This is a genomic window from Burkholderia sp. SIMBA_051, from assembly GCF_046534915.1.
GTDB lineage: Bacteria > Pseudomonadota > Gammaproteobacteria > Burkholderiales > Burkholderiaceae > Burkholderia > Burkholderia ambifaria.
This window is the reverse complement of the sequence record NZ_JAWRXS010000004.1, coordinates 490338-506323: the sequence shown is the minus strand read 5'-3', so window position 1 is coordinate 506323 and position 15986 is coordinate 490338. Positions and strand designations below refer to the sequence as shown.

Below are 15986 nucleotides of genomic sequence, written 5' to 3'. Positions count from 1 at the left end.
GGAAGAGGGCATGGAACAGTTGAACTACCGCTTCACCGCGCGCGAGCGCGCGCAGGGCGAACGGGCCACGGCGCTCGTCGGCGTGGTCGCGTCCGGCAATCTCGAGGTGCTCGTCGAGCGCGTGCTGCCGGGCAATGAATGCGAGATCGACATCCGCACCGCGGCGGTCGGTTTCGGCGCGGTGTGGCAGGCCGTCGTGTCGGACTTCGTCGAACGGCGCGCGCCGGGCGGCCTGAAGCTGTCGATCAACGACGGCGGCGCGCGGCCCGACATGGTGTCGCTGCGGCTCGCGCAGGCCGTGCGCGCGATCGAGGGGGACGCATGACGACCGACATGATTGATGACACGCCCGCGTTCGTCGCGAACGGCGCGAGTTGGTACGAAGCGTCGGCGCGCCAGCGTGTCGACGGGCTGCTCGACGCGGGCAGCTTCACGGAATTTCTCGGGCCGGGCGAGCGCGTGACGAGCCCGCACCTGCCGCTGTTCGACCTGCCGCAGCAGTTCGACGACGGGATGGTGGTCGGCCACGGCCGGCTCGACGGCAAGCCGGTGTTCGTCGCTGCGCAGGAAGGCCGCTTCATGGGCGGTGCGTTCGGCGAAGTGCACGGCGCGAAGCTCACCGGGCTGCTGCGGGCGGCGCGCGAAGTCGGCACGCCGGTGCTGATCCTGTTCGATACGGGTGGCGTGCGGCTGCAGGAAGCGAACGCGGGCGAGCTCGCGATCGCCGAGATCATGCGGGCGCTCGTCGACGCGCGTGCGGCCGGCGTGCCGGTGATCGGACTGATCGGCGGGCGCTCCGGCTGCTACGGCGGCGGCGGGCTGCTCGCCGCGTGCTGCTCGGCGCTCGCGGTGTCCGAGCAGGGGCGCATCAGCGTGTCGGGCCCCGAGGTGATCGAGACCAATCGCGGTGTCGAGGAATTCGACGCGAAGGATCGCGCGCTGATCTGGCGCACGATGGGCGGCAAGCATCGGCGGCTGATCGGCGGCGCGGATCGTTACGTGGCCGACACGCCCGACGCGTTTCGCGCGGCGGCGCTCGAGCTGCTCGAGCGTGCGCCGACATTCGACGTTGCGATGCTGCGCGCGGAGCAGGCGCGTCTCGAAGCCCGCGTCGAACGGTTCGGTGGCTGCAAGGACGCTCTGGACGTGTGGCGCGCGCTCGGCGCGGACACGCCGGAAGCGATCCCCGGCATGCCCGACGACGAATTCGCGAAGCTCGCCGACCAACTGCAGGAGCCGCAGCATGACGCTCGATGAAGTCCTGACCTCGCTGTTTCCCAAAGGCCATTCGATTACGCGCAGCGGCGGCCTGCTGACGGGCCACGCGCTGCTGACCGGCACGCGCGTCGACGTGATCGGCGTTTCCGAGCGCTTGCCGTTCGGCATCGACGAAGCGCTGACGCTCGCGTCGCACGTGCTCGACACGATCGAGCGCGGCGGCGACACGCCGATTCTCGTGCTCGTCGACAGCGACAGCCAGCGGATGAGCAAGCGCGACGAACTGCTCGGCCTGAACGAAGGGCTGTCGCATCTCGCGAAATGCCTGATGCAGGCGGAGCTCGCCGGGCACCGGACGATCGGCGTGCTGTACGGCCATACGGCCGCGGGGGCGTTCATCGCGACCGCGCTCGCGACGCGTACGCTGCTCGCGGTGCCGGGCGCCGAGCCGGAGGTGATGGACCTGCCGTCGATGTCGCGCGTGACGAAGCTGCCGATCGACGTGCTGAAGGAGATGGCGCGCTCGACGCCGGTGTTTGCGCCGGGGCTCGACAATCTCGTGAAGATGGGCGCCGTCGACGCCGTGCTCGATCCGGCCCGCACGCTCGACGCGCAGGTCGGCGAATGGCTCGGCAGGCCGGCCGATCGCGGCGACGGTCGTGCGGCCCGCGGCCGGCCGGTCGCGGCCGACGTCGCGCGACGCGTCGAGGCACTCGCGCGTGCCGCACGCTGACACACCGCTGCTCCGCCACACGCTCGTCACGCTGACGACGGCCGGGTGGCGCGCGGCATGCGCGCGCGATCCCGCGCTGGCGGCCGATCCGCTGGTGCAGGCGTGGGCCGCGCACGGCCGGCCGCTGATCGTGCGCCGCGCGTCGCCCGACGAGGCCGATGCGGGTCGCATTCCGCTCGGCTTGCCGCTGCCGCCTTCCGCGGGCAAGCGGCGCATCGCGCTGAGCGTCGCCGCCGACGCGGTGGCGGCGGTCGGCCCGCTGCCCGCGCTGGCCGACGTGCTCGCCGTCGCACCCGACGCATGGCGCGCGACGTTGCGCGAGCTGGACGCGCTCGGCGCGCACTGCGGCGTGCCGGGCCGCGTGTTCGGCAGCCTCGCGTGGCAGGCGCTGACGGGCGAGCGCTACCTGAGCGCGTCCTCCGATCTCGATATCGTGTTTCCGCTGCCGGCCGCCGCCTCGCTCGCCGCGTTGCTCGACGGCCTGGCGGCGCTCGATGCGCGTGCGCCGATGCGCATCGACGGCGAACTGCTGCGCGACGACGGCGCCGGCGTGAACTGGCGCGAACTGCATGCGCGGCTGCCCGAAGTCGCGGTCAAGACGGCGATCGCCGTCGAATTGATGTCGGCCGACGCATTCACGGGAGGCGCGCGATGACTGCAGGAGGCGCCCGCCTCGCCACGGCGCCGTCCGACGCCGAGCGCATCGCCGCACTGGCCGAGCGCAGCCTCGTGCTCGAAATCGACACGTATCCGAAACCGGGGCTCGTCAGTCACGTCGACACCGGCAGCCATGCAGACATGGACGCCGCGACGTTCGCTCGCAGCGCGGCCGTGCTGCGGCCGTATTTCGCGGAACTCGCCGAAGCCGGCGCGCGCGACGCGGACATGGCCGTGCTGCGCAAGATCGGGCTGCGCGCGGAGCACGCGATGCTCGCCGCGACCGGCGGCGTCAACACGCATCGCGGCGCGATCTTCGGGCTCGGGCTGCTGTGCGCGGCTGCCGGCCGCCGCACCGTGCCCGGCACCGCGGCATGCGCGATAACGCTCGGCGCGTTCGTCGCGCGGCGCTGGGGCACCGAGATCCTCGGCGGCCCGCGGTTGCCCGACAGTCACGGCGAACGCGCGAGCCGCCGTTACGGCGTCGGCGGCGCGCGTCGCGAGGCGGCCGACGGGTTCGCCACCGTATACGGCGTCGGGTTGCCGGCCCTGCGCCGCGCGCAGCGTAGGGTCCCGGGCGACCCGGAAGCCGCGCGTGTCGATGCCTGCTTCGCGCTGATCGCCGCGCTCGACGATACAAATCTGCTGCACCGCGGCGGGCAGGCCGGCCTCGAGTTCGCGCGGGCCACGGCACGCGCGTTCGTCGCCCGCGGCGGCATACGCGCCCGCGACTGGCGCTTGCGCGCGGCGGCCGCGCACCGCGCATTCGTTGCCCGTCGGCTGAGCCCGGGCGGCGCGGCCGACCTGCTGGCGATGAGCGTGTTCGTCGATGCGCTCGAAGCGGACGAGGTGGGGCGATGACGCTGGCGATCCTGTGTTCGGGGCAAGGCGCGCAGCGCGCGGACATGTTCGAGCTGACCGGCGCGGTGCCGCAGGCCGATGCGCTGTTCGCGCACGCCGGCCGGCTCCTCGGCGACGATCCGCGCAACTGGGTGCGGCACGCCGAACCGGACGCACTGCACGAGAACCGCGCCGCGCAGCTTCTCTGCACGCTGCAGGCGCTCGCGGCGGCCGCGTTGCTCGATACGGTGTGGCCGCGGCGTCGCTGTGTCGCGGGATACAGCGTCGGCGAAGTCGCGTCGTGGAGCGTCGCGGGGATGATCGATCCGCACGACGCGCTGGATCTTGCCGATGCACGCGCGCGCGCCATGGACGCCGCGAGCGACGGCGATGAACGGATGGCGTTCGTGCGCGGGCTGACCCGCGCGCAACTCGCGCAGCTATGCGACGGACGCGAGGCCGCGATCGCGATCGTCAATCCCGGCGACGCGTTCGTGGTGGCCGGGCGGCAGGCCGACGTTGCCGCGGTGGCCGACGACGCCGCGCGCGACGGCGCGCTGCGCGTGGCGCCCGTGTGCGTGCGGATCGCGTCGCACACGCGACGGCTCGTGTCGGCGGTCCCTGCGTTTCGCGCGTCGCTGGCCGCCGTGAACGTGCGCCGGCCGCCGCCCGGCACGCGACTGTTTTCGGGGATCGACGGCGCGTCGGTGCTGGATGTTGGCGCGGGGCTCGACAAGCTCGCGCGGCAGATCGCGGAGCCGGTCGAGTGGGCGGCCTGTCTGGCCGCGTGCGTCGAGGCCGGCGCGACCGCGTTTCTCGAACTCGGCCCCGGTCGCGCACTGGCGGAGATGGTGGGCGGCGCGTATCCGGCGCTGCCGGCGCGCAGCGTCGCGGATTTCCGTTCCGTCGACGGTATCGCGAGCTGGCTCGCGCGCGTCGCGGCCGGCTGACCGGCGGCGCGTAAGCGGTCGGCAGGCGGCCCGCAGGCACCACGCGGCCACCACGCAGCCACCACGTAGCCACCACGTAGCCACCACGCACGCACCGCGCAGCCATCGCGCAGGCACCAGGCAGGCACCAGGCAGGCACCCCGCAAGCATCCCGCAGGCACCACGCGGCCACCACGCAGCTACCATGCAGCTACCACGCAGCTACCACGCAGCTACCACGCAGCTACCACGCAGCTACCACGCAGCCGCCACGCAGCCGCCACGCAGCCGCCACGCAGGCACCGCGCAGGCACCGCGCAGGCACCGCGCAAGGCACTGCGAGGGCACCGCGCAAGCACCCCGGACAACGCGGCAAATCGCCTCGTAAACCGCTCGGTTCGATAACCGTCCCGCCGCGTGTGTTGCGCCGGCGCAGCACCCTTTCAGCAGGTGCTTGCCACGCGAATTGGCGTCGCTACAATGGCGCCCGCCATGAGACCAGCCGCCTTCCTCCTCGCCGCGCTCGGCTGCGCGACGAGCGCCCACGCCAGCCCGATTCCGTCCGACGCCGCGTCGGTCGGTACGTACTTTTCGTATGACAATGCGGCGGCCGATGCGACCGTCGACCTGATCGGCCAAGCGCAGCGCCGTGTGCTGCTGGCAGGCTACGCGTATGTGCCGCCCGCGGTCGCCGCCGCGCTGCGTACGGCGCGCTCGCGCGGGATCGAAGTGCGGGTCGTGCTGGTGCGTTCGTCGCGTGCCGGCAAGTACAGCGGCGCCGGCTATCTGAAATCGGCCGGCATTGACGTCGCGATCGACTCGCGCCACGGCGATCCGGCGCCGCGCTTCGTGATCGTCGACGACAGCGTCGCGCTGACGACGCTGTCCGACGACGCCACCGCGCGCGCGGAAACGGTGAACGTGTTCCAGCGCGCGCCGGAGCTTGCGCAGTCGTACGCGCAGTCGTTCTGGCGGCTGTACCGGCAGGCCGGCGGCCTCTGACCAGCGAGCCCGCCCGGGCGAACTCCATCGCCCCTTTCCGCGCGGCAAGCCCCAAACCGCAATCCGCAGCCTTCCACGCCGGTGTGACCCCGCTTGCATCGGCGCGTCCGATGAACCATGCTCGTTGGACAGGCGCCGGCGCGGGTATCGCGCATGCGGCGCCACGCAGGGAGCCGATCGTGACCGAGTGTTTTGCCGATCGCGCCGACGCGGGTCTCCGGCTTGCGCACGCGCTGCACGACTATGCGGGGCGTGGCGACGTCGTCGTGCTCGCGCTGCCGCGCGGCGGCGTGCCGGTGGCATACCAGGTCGCGCTGGCGCTGCGCGCGCCGCTCGACGTGCTGGTCGTGCGCAAGCTCGGCATGCCGTCCGATCCCGAATTCGCGATCGGCGCGATCGCGACCGGCGGGGTGATCCACCTGCAACACGCGGCGATTCGCGCGATGGGCGTGACCGATGGCCAGCTGGCCGACGTGATCGCGCGCGAAACCGTCGAACTGGAACGCCGCGACGCGCTGTATCGCGGCGGCCGGGCGCCGCTGCCGGTCGACGGCCGCATCGCGATCGTCGTCGACGACGGCGTCGCGACCGGCGCATCGATGCGCGTCGCGCTGCAGGCGCTGCGCGAGCGCCATCCCGCGCGCATCGTGGCCGCCGCACCGGTCGCGCCAGCGGGCGCGCGGCACGTGTTCGACGGTCTGGCCGACGCGTTCGTGACGGTGTCGCAGCCGTACCTGTTCTTCGGGATCAGCCAGTTCTACGCGCGTTTCGACCAGACAGGGGACGACGAGGTGCGTGCGCTGCTCGAGGCGTCCCGCGCGCAGGACGACGACATCACGTCCGCCTGACCCGGCGCCGGCGCGCTGCCGGGCGAGCGGCTTCGGCTTGCGCGAACACGCGCTGCAGCGCCGGATGGACGTCGCCGCGCCAGCGGTCGCCCGTGAACAGCCCGTAGTGATCGCAATCGTCGATATCGACACGATGGCGCTCGCCGGCCGCGAGGCCGCCGCACATGTCGAGCGCCGCATGCGTCTGGCCGGCGCCGGTGACGGCGTCGCAACGGCCTTCCACCGTCAGCAGCAAAACGCCGCGCAGCGCGGCCGGCTCGACGCGCCGGCCGCCGACGTCCCACGTGCCGTTCGGCAAACACATTCGCTGGAACACGACATCGACGGTATCGAGGAAGTATTCGGCCGGCATGTCGAGCAGCGCCGTGTATTCGCGCAGCGCGCGCCGCGCGTCCGCCAGCGCCGTCAGGTCGAAGCGCGACGCGGCGCGCGCGTACTCCTCGATCAGCGTCAGGAGGCGTTGCGGATACAGCAGCGCGATTTCGCCTTGCTGGAGATAGGTCGGGAACACATGCCGGCCGCGGCCGGGGAAGCAGGGCGGCACGATGTCGATCAGATGGCGGCGGCACCACGTGAGCGAACGCGACGCGGCGGTCGTGCCGAGCGAGCTCGGGTTGATGCGCGCGTCGAGCGGCCCGCCGATCAGCGTGACGCTCGCGGGTGGCGCGAGGCCGCGCGCGGCGCGCAGCGCGAGCGCGCCGAGCGCGGGCACGGTGGCCTGGCACACGGCGACGACATGCAGCGGCCGGGCGTCGCGTGCGAGCGCGTCGACGAAGCCGTCGAGCGTCGCCACGTATTCGTCGAGCCCGAAGCGGCCGGCCGCGAGCGGCACGTCGCGCGCATTGACCCAGTCGGTCACGCACACGTCGCCGTCCGCGAGCAGCGCCTCGACGGTCTCCCGCATCACCACGGCCGCGTGACCGGCGAGCGGCGCGCACAGCAGCATCGTGCGTCGGGTGTCGTCGCGCGCGAAGCGCCTCAACTGGCAGAACGGCGTGTGCGCGACGATCCGCTCGTCGACGGCCGGCCGCCGGATCTCGAAGCGCGGCGGCTCCACGGCCGGCCCGAGCAGCGGCTCGAACAGGTCGTCATAACACGACGACGCGGCGTGCGGCAGCGTCTCGGCGGGCCACACGTCGAACGCATGACGCGTCGCTTCGCGCCACGCGCGCATCCATTCCCGCTGCTGCTCGACGACGGCGTACCACATGGCAAACCTGGCGCGGAAGGGGCGTGAATCTGCATTATGGTCACTCCGGCCGCACAGCGGGTGTCGAAAAAATCGTCACCGGGTGACGTGGATCAAGCATGCAGCGGGCATGCGTCGCGCTAGGCGGCGACGCACGGCGCTGCTACAGTCGTCGCTCCCATTCCCCTCAAGCGGAGCGTTGCAATGAAGCTGATCGGCATGCTGGATTCCCCGTTCGTGCGCCGTGTGGCCATATCGGCGAGGCTGCTCGACCTGCCGTTCGAACACGAGTCGGTGTCGGTGTTCCGCCACTTCGACCGGTTCCGGACGTTCAGCCCGGTCGTGAAGGCACCGACGCTCGTGACCGACGACGGCACGACGCTGATCGATTCGTCGCTGATCGTCGACTACCTCGACCATCGCGTCGCGCCGGAGCGGCGCCTGCTGCCCGACGCCGCCGACGCGCGGCTGCGCGCGCTCGTGCCGGTCGGTTTCGCGCTGGCGGCGGCCGAGAAGACGGTGCAGGTCGTGTACGAGCAGGCGCTGCGGCCGGCCGACAAGCAGCACGCACCGTGGCTCGAGCGGGTGCTGAGCCAGCTCGAGGCCGCATACGGCGAACTCGAGCCGCTCGTCGCGGCCGCGAACGGCTGGCTCGGCGGCGCGCGCCTGCTGCAGTCGGACGTGACCGTCGCCGTCGCATGGCGTTTCACGCAGTTCATGACCGCCGATTACCCGGCGCTCGCGCGGATCGATCCGGCCCGTTATCCGGCGCTCGCCGCGCATTCGGCGCGCGCGGAATTGCTGCCGGCGTTCGTCGAGACGCCGCTCGACTGAAGCTGGCGTCGCTCGCGGCGGGCGGCGGCGGATCGAGGGGGCGGGGCGCGACCGGCGTGCGTGTGGCCGCATCGGGATCTGGGCCGGCATCCGGCACGGATTGACCCGGTCGTCCGTGACTGCCAGCCCGCCCGTTTTTCGCCGGCCGTTCGGCGCAGCGTGCGCAAAACAACGGCGCGCGCGGCCTTTTTACGGTCCCCCGGTCGCCCCTCGCGACCCGCTCGGCCCCGTCCGGCAAGGCCCAGCCGATTGTTCTCGGCCGCTGACAAGTGACTTCGCATTCGTGCCATTTATCCGGAGGCACCCGGTCCCTAGAATCCACTCCATCGAATACGCATTGCCTGATGGAGCCGAAGATGAGAGCCCTGATCGAATCGAGCCTGTACCACCCGTCCGTCGTGTTGCCGCTTGCCGCGCTGACGCAGCTGATGGTCGAGCGCGATTTCAATCTCGGCCAGGTCGGCCTGATTGTCGCCGCGCGCGGCGCGCAGGCTGCGATGTCGCGTTCACGTGCACTGATCTTCTCCCGCAACGGCGAAGCGCACGCATGAACGCCCGTGCGCCGCGCAGACGAAAAAAAGCCCGGCCGGCGCAAGCGCCGGTCGGGCCGATCGGATTCAATCGAGCCCCGGCTTCGGCCGGGGCTTTTTCATTTATAACGCTCAGGCACGGGCGGCCGACACGACGCCGTAGATCTCCGTGTCCTCTTCCTCGCGCAGCTGGCGCACCAGCTGGTGGGCTTCACGATGCGACGCGACGGCCGGCGGCGAGCCCTTGAGCGGCTGGCGCGCGGTTTCGGCGAGCGCGACGACCGACACGATGCCGATCACGGCGGCGCCCATCATGTAGTACGCGGGCATCATCAGGTTGTGGGTCACGTCGACGAGCCACGCGGTGACGAGCGGCGTCGTGCCGCCGAACAGCGACACCGACACGTTGAAGCCGATCGCGAGCGCGCCGTAGCGGATCTCGGTCGGGAACAGCGCCGGCAGCGCCGACGGCATCACGCCGGTGAAGCACGACAGCAGCACGCCGAGGATCAGCAGCCCGCTGAACACCGACGCCGTGGTGCCCGCATGGATCAGCATCATCGACGGGATCGACAGCACCAGCAGGCCGACGCAGCCGGCCAGCATCACGGGCTTGCGGCCGATCTTGTCCGACAGGCGGCCGGCGGCGAGCGTCAGCGGCATCATCAGCACCATCACGATCAGCACCAGCACGAGGCTGTGCGATTCGTCGAAATGCAGCGTCGACGACATGAAGCTCGGCAGGTACGACAGCACCATGTAGTCGGTCACGTTGAAGATCAGCACGAGGCCGACGCAGAGCAGCAGCGCGCGCCAGTTGCGCAGCAGCGTTTCGCGAAAGCGCGTCTTCGGCACGGCCTTGTCCTGCGCTTCACGCTCTTCGGCCTGGCGCTTGAACGCCGGCGTTTCCTCGAGCTTCATCCGGATGTACAGACCGATCAGGCCGAGCGGGCCCGCGATCAGGAACGGCACGCGCCAGCCCCACGACAGCAGCGCTTCCTGCGACAGCGATGCGGTGAGCAGCGCGACCACGCCAGCCCCCATCACATAGCCGATCAGCGTGCCGAACTCGAGGAAGCTGCCCATGAAGCCGCGGCGCTTGTCGGTCGAGAACTCGGCGATGAAGGTGGCGGCGCCGCCGTATTCGCCGCCGGTCGAGAAGCCCTGCACGAGGCGGGCGACGAGCAGCAGCACGGGCGCCATGATGCCGATCGACGCATAGCTGGGAATCAGGCCGATCGCGAAGGTGCCGACGGCCATCATGATCATCGTGGCGGCGAGCACGCGCTGGCGGCCGATGCGGTCGCCGAGCGGGCCGAACACCATGCCGCCGAGCGGACGCACGAGGAACGCGGCCGCGAACGTGCCGAAGGTCGCGAGCAGCTGCGCGGACGGGCTGCTCGACGGGAAGAACACCTTGCCGAGCGTGACGGCGATATAGCTGTAGACGCCGAAGTCGAACCATTCCATCGCATTGCCGATGGCCATCGCGCTGACGGCGCGCTTGAGCAGGCTCTGGTCGACGACGGTAATGTCGTCCGCGGCGAGCGGGGCCTCGGACGAAGCGGAGGAAGAAGCAGCGGTCGGGCTGACGTGTGTTGCGGTCAAGGTCATGCACTCCTTTGACTGCGCCGGAACGGGCGAGCCGTCCGACACGGTTTGCCGGCGAGCGCGATGTCGTGTGCTGCGCGTCGGGGCAAGCCTTTAAGCGCTTACTGCACAGGGGGCAGCAAGAGGCCGTAAGGGGTTGCTTCGACGCGGGCCCGATGGGCCGTCGCGACGGTGCGCTCATGAAGAATGGGCCGCGTGATGCGAGCGGCGGATGCCGGTGCGGACGAGGTCCGGCGTTCCGGCAACTGCCCCGGAGGGGCAACGAAACGAGAAAAGCGGGCCTGTCGGGCGGGCTTTCCTGTGGATGCAATTCCGGTCGAAGCACCGGCCCGCAACGTGCGGACGGACTTCTCTCGAAATCGAATAGACAGAGATTGAATGTTGAAACAGGCGACATGATAGCACGATGACAGACGATCGTGCAAATTGCCCGGAGTCCCCCGTGGGACGGGGGTTCTGGCGCGCTCGGCTCCGGTATGATCGGCGGCGCGCGGCGGGGTCGCGCGGCCCGCCGGGCGACAGGAGAATTCACGAGGAACCGGATGACCGAATTGATGAAGATCGCGGCGCTGTTCGCCGTTACCGCGCTGGCCGAAATCGTCGGCTGCTACCTGCCGTGGCTCGTGCTGAAGGGCGGGCGGCCCGTATGGCTGCTGGTGCCGGCCGCGCTGTCGCTCGCGCTGTTCGCGTGGCTGCTGACGCTGCACCCGAGCGCCGCGGGGCGCACGTACGCGGCGTACGGCGGCGTGTATATCGCGGTGGCGCTGATCTGGCTGCGGGTGGTCGACGGCGTCGCGCTGACGCGCTGGGATGCGGCGGGCGCGGTGCTCGCGCTCGGCGGGATGGCTGTCATCGCGCTGCAGCCGCGCGCGTAAGCGCGGCTGCAGGCGGGACTTTCGAGACTTTCGAGCGCGGGGGACGCCGCGTCAAGCGGCTTCAGCGGTATCCACCTCGGCGGACTGGCGCCACACGCACGTGCCCTTGACCGACTTGTCGAGTTCGTCGAGCTGCGTCTGGTGGGCGGCGAGCTCGTCGTCGCTCGCCGCGAGAACCGGCAGGGCGAGCGACGCGAGCGACACGCGCTGGCCGTTCGCCGCGCTGCCATCGGCGCCTGCGTCGTCGAGCATGTCGATCACGAGGCTGTCCTGGCCGCGCGTCATCGCGAGATAGACCTCGGCGAGCAGCTCCGAGTCGAGCAGTGCGCCGTGCAGCGTGCGGTGCGCGTTGCTGATGCCGAACCGGTCGCACAGCGCGTCGAGCGAATTGCGCTTGCCGGGGAACATCTGCTTGGCCTGCACGAGCGTGTCGATCACGCCGCCGCAATGTTCGGTGAACGGCGGCAGGTCGAGCCGTGCGAATTCGGCGTCGAGGAACCCGAGGTCGAACGGCGCGTTGTGGATGATCAGCTCGGCGTCTTTCACGAAGTCGCGAATCTGGTCGACGACTTCCGCGAACTTCGGCTTGTCGCTCAGGAACTCGGTGGTGAGGCCGTGCACGGCCAGTGCGCCCGGATCGCTGTCGCGCTCGGGGTTCACGTAGATGTGCAGGTTGTTGCCGGTGAGCCGCCGGTTCAGCAGCTCGACGCAGCCGATTTCGATCAGGCGGTCGCCCGTGCGGGGGTTCAGGCCGGTGGTTTCGGTATCGAGAATGATCTGGCGCATGTCGGATAAATCGGGAAAGACAATAGGGTGGCCTGGGTTCAGGCCACGAGCGATTCGACGCCGCGATTCGCGAGCGCGTCCGCACGTTCGTTTTCGGGATGGCCGGCGTGGCCCTTCACCCAGCGCCACTCGATCTCGTGTTGTACGACGAGCGCGTCGAGCCGCTTCCACAGGTCGGCGTTCTTCACCGGCGTCTTCGCCGCGGTGACCCAGCCTTTTTTCTTCCAGCCGTGGATCCACTCGCTGATGCCTTTCTGCACGTACTGCGAGTCGGTATGGACGATCACGCGGCACGGCCGCTTGAGCGCTTCGAGCGCGCCGATCACGCCCATCAATTCCATGCGGTTGTTGGTCGTGTTGGGCTCGCCGCCGAACAGCTCTTTTTCGCGGTCGCCGTAGCGCAGCAGGGCGCCCCAGCCGCCGGGGCCGGGGTTGCCCTTGCAGGCGCCGTCGGTATAAATGTCGATGGTGTCGGTGGTCATGAGTGTTCTTGATGGGTGGTCGGGGTGGCCGCCGGCGTCAGGCCCGGCGCGAGCACGGGCTTTTTCATCTTGATCTGGCCGACGAGGCGCATGCCGCGCACGCGCTTGACGGCCGTGACCATGTAGACCGCGCCGAAGATCGGCCACCAGCGGTCGCCGGCGGCTTCCATGAAGCCGTAGCGGGCAAGCCATTTGTCGGTGACGAGCGGCGGCCGGTAGCAGCCGAAACGGCCGCGCTCGAGATCGAAGCCGAGCAGCTTGATCCAGTCCTTGAGCCGGATGAACGCGATCTGATCGCGCGCGGCCGGCACGAACGGGCGGTTCGCCATGCGCCCGAACGATTGCCGCATGCCCCACAGGCTCAGCGAATTGAATCCGGTGATCACGAGCTGGCCTTCCGGCATCAGCACGCGTTCGGCCTCGCGCAGCAGGCGGTGAGGGTCGGACGTGAATTCGAGCGTGTGCGGCATCACGATCAGGTCGACGCTCTGCGACTCGAACGGCAGGTCTAGGAGGTCGCACCACGTCGTGCTGCGATCGGCCGGCGCATGTTCGGGCCCGCGCGCCTCGCGCGCCCACGGATACTGGTAGGGCGCGCTCGCGCCGCTCGCCGGATCGAGCACGAGGCCGCGATACGGCATGCGGTTCTCGCGCAGCGCGTCGAGCTGCGGCAGGCCGAGCTGGAGCGCGTGAAACCCGAACACGTCGGACACGATCCGGTCGAGCTGCGCCTGCTCCCAGCCCAGCACGTAGCGGCCGGGCGGCGAGTCGGTCCAGGCGGGCCAGTCTATAATTTGTGGATCGGACATAACGTTGATTGCGCGCCCATGAACGAGCTGGAATACGTGCCGGTGCCGGCATTCGAAGACAACTACATCTGGCTCGTGTCGGACGGCCGCGATGCGATCGCCGTCGATCCGGGTGAAGCCGCGCCGGTACGCCGTGTTCTTGCGGAACGCGGCTGGCGGTTGACCGCTATTTTACTCACGCACCACCACGCCGACCATGTCGGCGGTGTCGCCGCACTGCGAGATAGCCAACCGGACGATGCGCCGCTCGTGGTTTACGGCCCGGCAGCCGAGGCGATCGGCGTGGTCACGCGGCCGCTCGCGGGCGGCGATCGCGTGACGCTCGACGCACCGGCGCTCGCGTTCGACGTGCTCGACGTGCCCGGTCACACGCGCGGCCACATCGCGTATTTCCAGGCGGCCGGCGTCGGCGCGGCCGGCGTAGGCGCGGCCGGCGCAGGCAAGGCCGGCCAAGGCGCGGCCACGCCGCACGTGTTCTGCGGCGACACGCTGTTCTCGTGCGGCTGCGGCCGCCTGTTCGAAGGCACGCCCGCGCAGATGCTCGCATCGCTCGACGCGCTCGCGGCGCTGCCCGGCGACACGCGCGTGCATTGCGCACACGAATACACACTGTCGAACATCCGCTTCGCGCTCGCGTGCGAACCGGGCAATGCGGCGCTCGCCGCGTGGCGCGACGACGCGCAGGCGCTGCGCGCGCGCGGCGTGCCGACGCTCCCCACCACGATCGCACACGAACGTGCCGTGAACCCGTTCATGCGCGCGGACAGCACGGCCATCCATGCGACGCTCGAGGCCGAGCTGCACGAAACGGTGCCGGATCGTCTGGCGGCATTCACGCTGATGCGCGAATGGAAAAATCGTTTCCGATGACGCATTCCGGAGGACTCCAAACCTCAGGTGGCGCCTGTAAAAATTGCTCCAAATGTAGGATTTCGCTGAGTTTTCGGTGTTTTTATTGACGTGAAGCACGCACTTCCGTAGTATCGCCTGCAATTTCCAGCCGTCGGAAGCCGAGATTTTCATGCGACTTATATTGAGTGCGATGGTGGTCCTGCTGCTCGCCGCTTGTGCGAGCCAGGCTCCTGTCGCCAACAACGCCGCCGATTCGCAGGCGACGTCCAACTACCTCCGTAAATCAGCCACCGCCAAAGAAACTGTCGACGTCGACAAGCAATCCGTCGGCGACCTGACCAGTGCGGACTCCGATCTCTGGGGCCGCATCCGTCGCGGCTTCCAGATGCCCGACCTGCAGAGCGACCTCGTCGACATGCAGACCACGTGGTACACGCAGCGTCCCGATTACGTGCAGCGCATGACCGAGCGCTCGCAGAAGTACCTGTATCACATCGTCGAGGAACTCGAGGCGCGCCACATGCCGACCGAGCTCGCGCTGCTGCCGTTCATCGAATCCGCGTACAACCCGCAGGCGCTGTCGGTCGCGAAGGCGGCCGGCATGTGGCAGTTCATGCCGGGCACGGGCCGCACGTACAACCTCAAGCGCAACATGTGGCAGGACGAGCGTCGCGACGTGCTCGCGTCGACGAGCGCCGCGCTCGACTACCTGTCGCGCCTGCATGACATGTTCGGCGACTGGTATCTGGCGCTGGCCGCGTACAACTGGGGCGAGGGCAACGTGCAGCGCGCGATCGCGCGCAACCAGGCGGCCGGCCTGCCGACCGACTACCAGAGCCTGCGGATGCCGAACGAGACGCGCAACTACGTGCCGAAGCTGCAGGCGGTGAAGAACATCATCGCGAGCCCGCAGCAGTATGGCCTCGTGCTGCCGGACATCCCGAACCACCCGTATTTCGTGACGGTCACGACGTCGCGCGACATCGACGTGGCGGTGGCCGCGAAGCTCGCGAACCTGTCGCTCGACGAATTCCGCTCGCTGAACCCGTCGTTCGCGAAGCCGGTGATCCTCGGCGCGACCGAGCCGCAGATCCTGCTGCCGTTCGACAATGCGGCGGCGTTCGAGAAGAACCTGAAGGCGCACAACGGCCAGCTGTCGTCGTGGACCACCTACACGGTCAGCGAGCGCGCGCGTCCGGCCGCGATCGCCGAGAAGATCGGTGTCGACGCCGATACGCTGATGTCGATCAACAAGATTCCGGCCGGCATGCGCCTGAAGCCGGGTTCGACGATCGTCGTGCCGCGTGGCGATGACGACGACGAGGACATCAGCGCGGACGTCGCCGAAAATGGCGTGCTCGCGATGGAGCCCGACGTGCCCGACACGCGCAAGATGCTGATCCGCGTGCGCCGCAAGCAGTCGATGGCCGCACTCGCCGGTCGCTACGGCGTGTCGGTCGGCCAGCTGAAGGCATGGAACCGCACGCACCGCGATATGGTGATGCCGGGCCAGGCGCTCGTGCTGCACGTGCCGGTCGGCCGTGCGGTGCCGGCCGAGCCGGGTCCGGAGCGGATCGCGACGTCGGCGGCCGGTGCGCATATCGAGCGCGCGAGCCTGTCCGTCGGCGGCAAGTCGCGTGGCGCGAAGCACGCTGCCGCGAAGCCGGCGGCCCGCGCGGCCAAGGCGGCTCCCGCGAAGGCGGCGCCGGCCAAGGTTGCTGCCAGCAAGGCCAAGAAGAAGTAACGCGGTCGCGGTCGCAACGCGGCGGCCCATCCGGGCCGCGCGATTGC

The 15986-nt window shown here is 69.9% G+C and carries 18 protein-coding genes; 13 read left to right on the top strand and 5 right to left on the bottom strand.

The features are described from left to right. Nucleotides 1-10: 10 nt before the first annotated feature. The 8 genes from mdcC to SB771_RS12690 all read left to right on the top strand — a co-directional run bounded on the left by mdcC (nt 11) and on the right by SB771_RS12690 (nt 6227). Complete coding sequence (mdcC, locus tag SB771_RS12725) at nt 11-325, top strand: malonate decarboxylase acyl carrier protein (protein ID WP_006754569.1); 315 nt, start codon at nt 11-13, stop codon at nt 323-325. Next, nucleotides 322-1257 (top strand): biotin-independent malonate decarboxylase subunit beta, encoded by a 936-nt coding sequence (locus SB771_RS12720; protein ID WP_175661788.1) that lies wholly within the window; start codon nt 322-324, stop codon nt 1255-1257. Before mdcC ends, SB771_RS12720 begins: the two co-directional genes overlap by 4 nt. Continuing rightward, complete coding sequence (gene mdcE, locus SB771_RS12715) at nt 1244-1951, top strand: biotin-independent malonate decarboxylase subunit gamma (RefSeq protein WP_175661789.1); 708 nt, start codon at nt 1244-1246, stop codon at nt 1949-1951. The genes SB771_RS12720 and mdcE overlap by 14 nt, the downstream gene beginning before the upstream one ends. Beyond that, on the top strand, nt 1938-2606 hold the full coding sequence (mdcG, locus tag SB771_RS12710) for a malonate decarboxylase holo-[acyl-carrier-protein] synthase (protein ID WP_175661790.1): 669 nt from the start codon (nt 1938-1940) through the stop codon (nt 2604-2606). Before mdcE ends, mdcG begins: the two co-directional genes overlap by 14 nt. Further along, complete coding sequence (mdcB, locus tag SB771_RS12705; protein ID WP_175661791.1) at nt 2603-3469, top strand: triphosphoribosyl-dephospho-CoA synthase MdcB; 867 nt, start codon at nt 2603-2605, stop codon at nt 3467-3469. The genes mdcG and mdcB overlap by 4 nt, the downstream gene beginning before the upstream one ends. Beyond that, a complete protein-coding gene (mdcH, locus tag SB771_RS12700; protein ID WP_175661792.1) occupies nt 3466-4398 on the top strand; it encodes a malonate decarboxylase subunit epsilon in 933 nt (310 codons plus the stop codon). The genes mdcB and mdcH overlap by 4 nt, the downstream gene beginning before the upstream one ends. A gap of 459 nt (nt 4399-4857) precedes the next feature. Then, on the top strand, nt 4858-5379 hold the full coding sequence (locus tag SB771_RS12695) for a phospholipase D-like domain-containing protein (protein WP_175661793.1): 522 nt from the start codon (nt 4858-4860) through the stop codon (nt 5377-5379). Between the two features lie 179 nt (nt 5380-5558). Continuing rightward, nucleotides 5559-6227 carry a phosphoribosyltransferase gene (locus SB771_RS12690; protein WP_175661865.1) on the top strand — a complete coding sequence of 223 codons (669 nt, stop codon included), beginning with the start codon at nt 5559-5561 and terminating at the stop codon, nt 6225-6227. Here SB771_RS12690 and phaZ read toward each other — a convergent pair. Next, on the bottom strand, nt 6214-7437 hold the full coding sequence (gene phaZ / locus SB771_RS12685; RefSeq protein ID WP_175661794.1) for a polyhydroxyalkanoate depolymerase: 1224 nt from the start codon (nt 7435-7437) through the stop codon (nt 6214-6216). The genes SB771_RS12690 and phaZ overlap by 14 nt on opposite strands. Before the next feature lie 183 nt (nt 7438-7620). Here phaZ and SB771_RS12680 point away from each other — a divergent pair, with 183 nt between their 5' ends. Both SB771_RS12680 and SB771_RS12675 read left to right on the top strand, forming a co-directional pair. After that, nucleotides 7621-8250 (top strand): glutathione S-transferase family protein, encoded by a 630-nt coding sequence (locus SB771_RS12680; RefSeq protein ID WP_175661795.1) that lies wholly within the window; start codon nt 7621-7623, stop codon nt 8248-8250. Between the two features lie 356 nt (nt 8251-8606). Beyond that, a complete protein-coding gene (locus SB771_RS12675; RefSeq protein ID WP_006750289.1) occupies nt 8607-8801 on the top strand; it encodes a hypothetical protein in 195 nt (64 codons plus the stop codon). Between the two features lie 111 nt (nt 8802-8912). On the opposite strand, the gene proP is transcribed toward SB771_RS12675, so the two are convergent. After that, on the bottom strand, nt 8913-10394 hold the full coding sequence (proP, locus tag SB771_RS12670; protein WP_138847958.1) for a glycine betaine/L-proline transporter ProP: 1482 nt from the start codon (nt 10392-10394) through the stop codon (nt 8913-8915). A 539-nt stretch (nt 10395-10933) separates the two neighbouring features. Between proP and SB771_RS12665 the strand changes: the two genes are divergently transcribed. After that, the gene (locus tag SB771_RS12665; protein WP_011656489.1) at nt 10934-11266 is read left to right on the top strand and encodes a YnfA family protein; all 333 of its coding nucleotides are present in this window, start codon (nt 10934-10936) and stop codon (nt 11264-11266) included. A gap of 51 nt (nt 11267-11317) precedes the next feature. On the opposite strand, the gene dnaQ is transcribed toward SB771_RS12665, so the two are convergent. The 3 genes from dnaQ to SB771_RS12650 are packed head-to-tail and all read right to left on the bottom strand — an operon-like array spanning nt 11318 to nt 13343. Continuing rightward, complete coding sequence (gene dnaQ, locus SB771_RS12660) at nt 11318-12052, bottom strand: DNA polymerase III subunit epsilon (RefSeq protein ID WP_175661796.1); 735 nt, start codon at nt 12050-12052, stop codon at nt 11318-11320. Nucleotides 12053-12090: 38 nt separating this feature from the next. Then, complete coding sequence (gene rnhA / locus SB771_RS12655) at nt 12091-12534, bottom strand: ribonuclease HI (RefSeq protein ID WP_006758689.1); 444 nt, start codon at nt 12532-12534, stop codon at nt 12091-12093. Next, complete coding sequence (locus tag SB771_RS12650; protein WP_006750294.1) at nt 12531-13343, bottom strand: class I SAM-dependent methyltransferase; 813 nt, start codon at nt 13341-13343, stop codon at nt 12531-12533. The genes rnhA and SB771_RS12650 overlap by 4 nt, the downstream gene beginning before the upstream one ends. Before the next feature lie 18 nt (nt 13344-13361). Between SB771_RS12650 and gloB the strand changes: the two genes are divergently transcribed. Then, complete coding sequence (gene gloB / locus SB771_RS12645) at nt 13362-14213, top strand: hydroxyacylglutathione hydrolase (protein WP_175661797.1); 852 nt, start codon at nt 13362-13364, stop codon at nt 14211-14213. 151 nt (nt 14214-14364) lie between these two features. Beyond that, nucleotides 14365-15939, top strand: coding sequence for a transglycosylase SLT domain-containing protein (locus SB771_RS12640; protein ID WP_175661798.1), 1575 nt, complete (start codon nt 14365-14367; stop codon nt 15937-15939). Nucleotides 15940-15986: the final 47 nt, after the last annotated feature.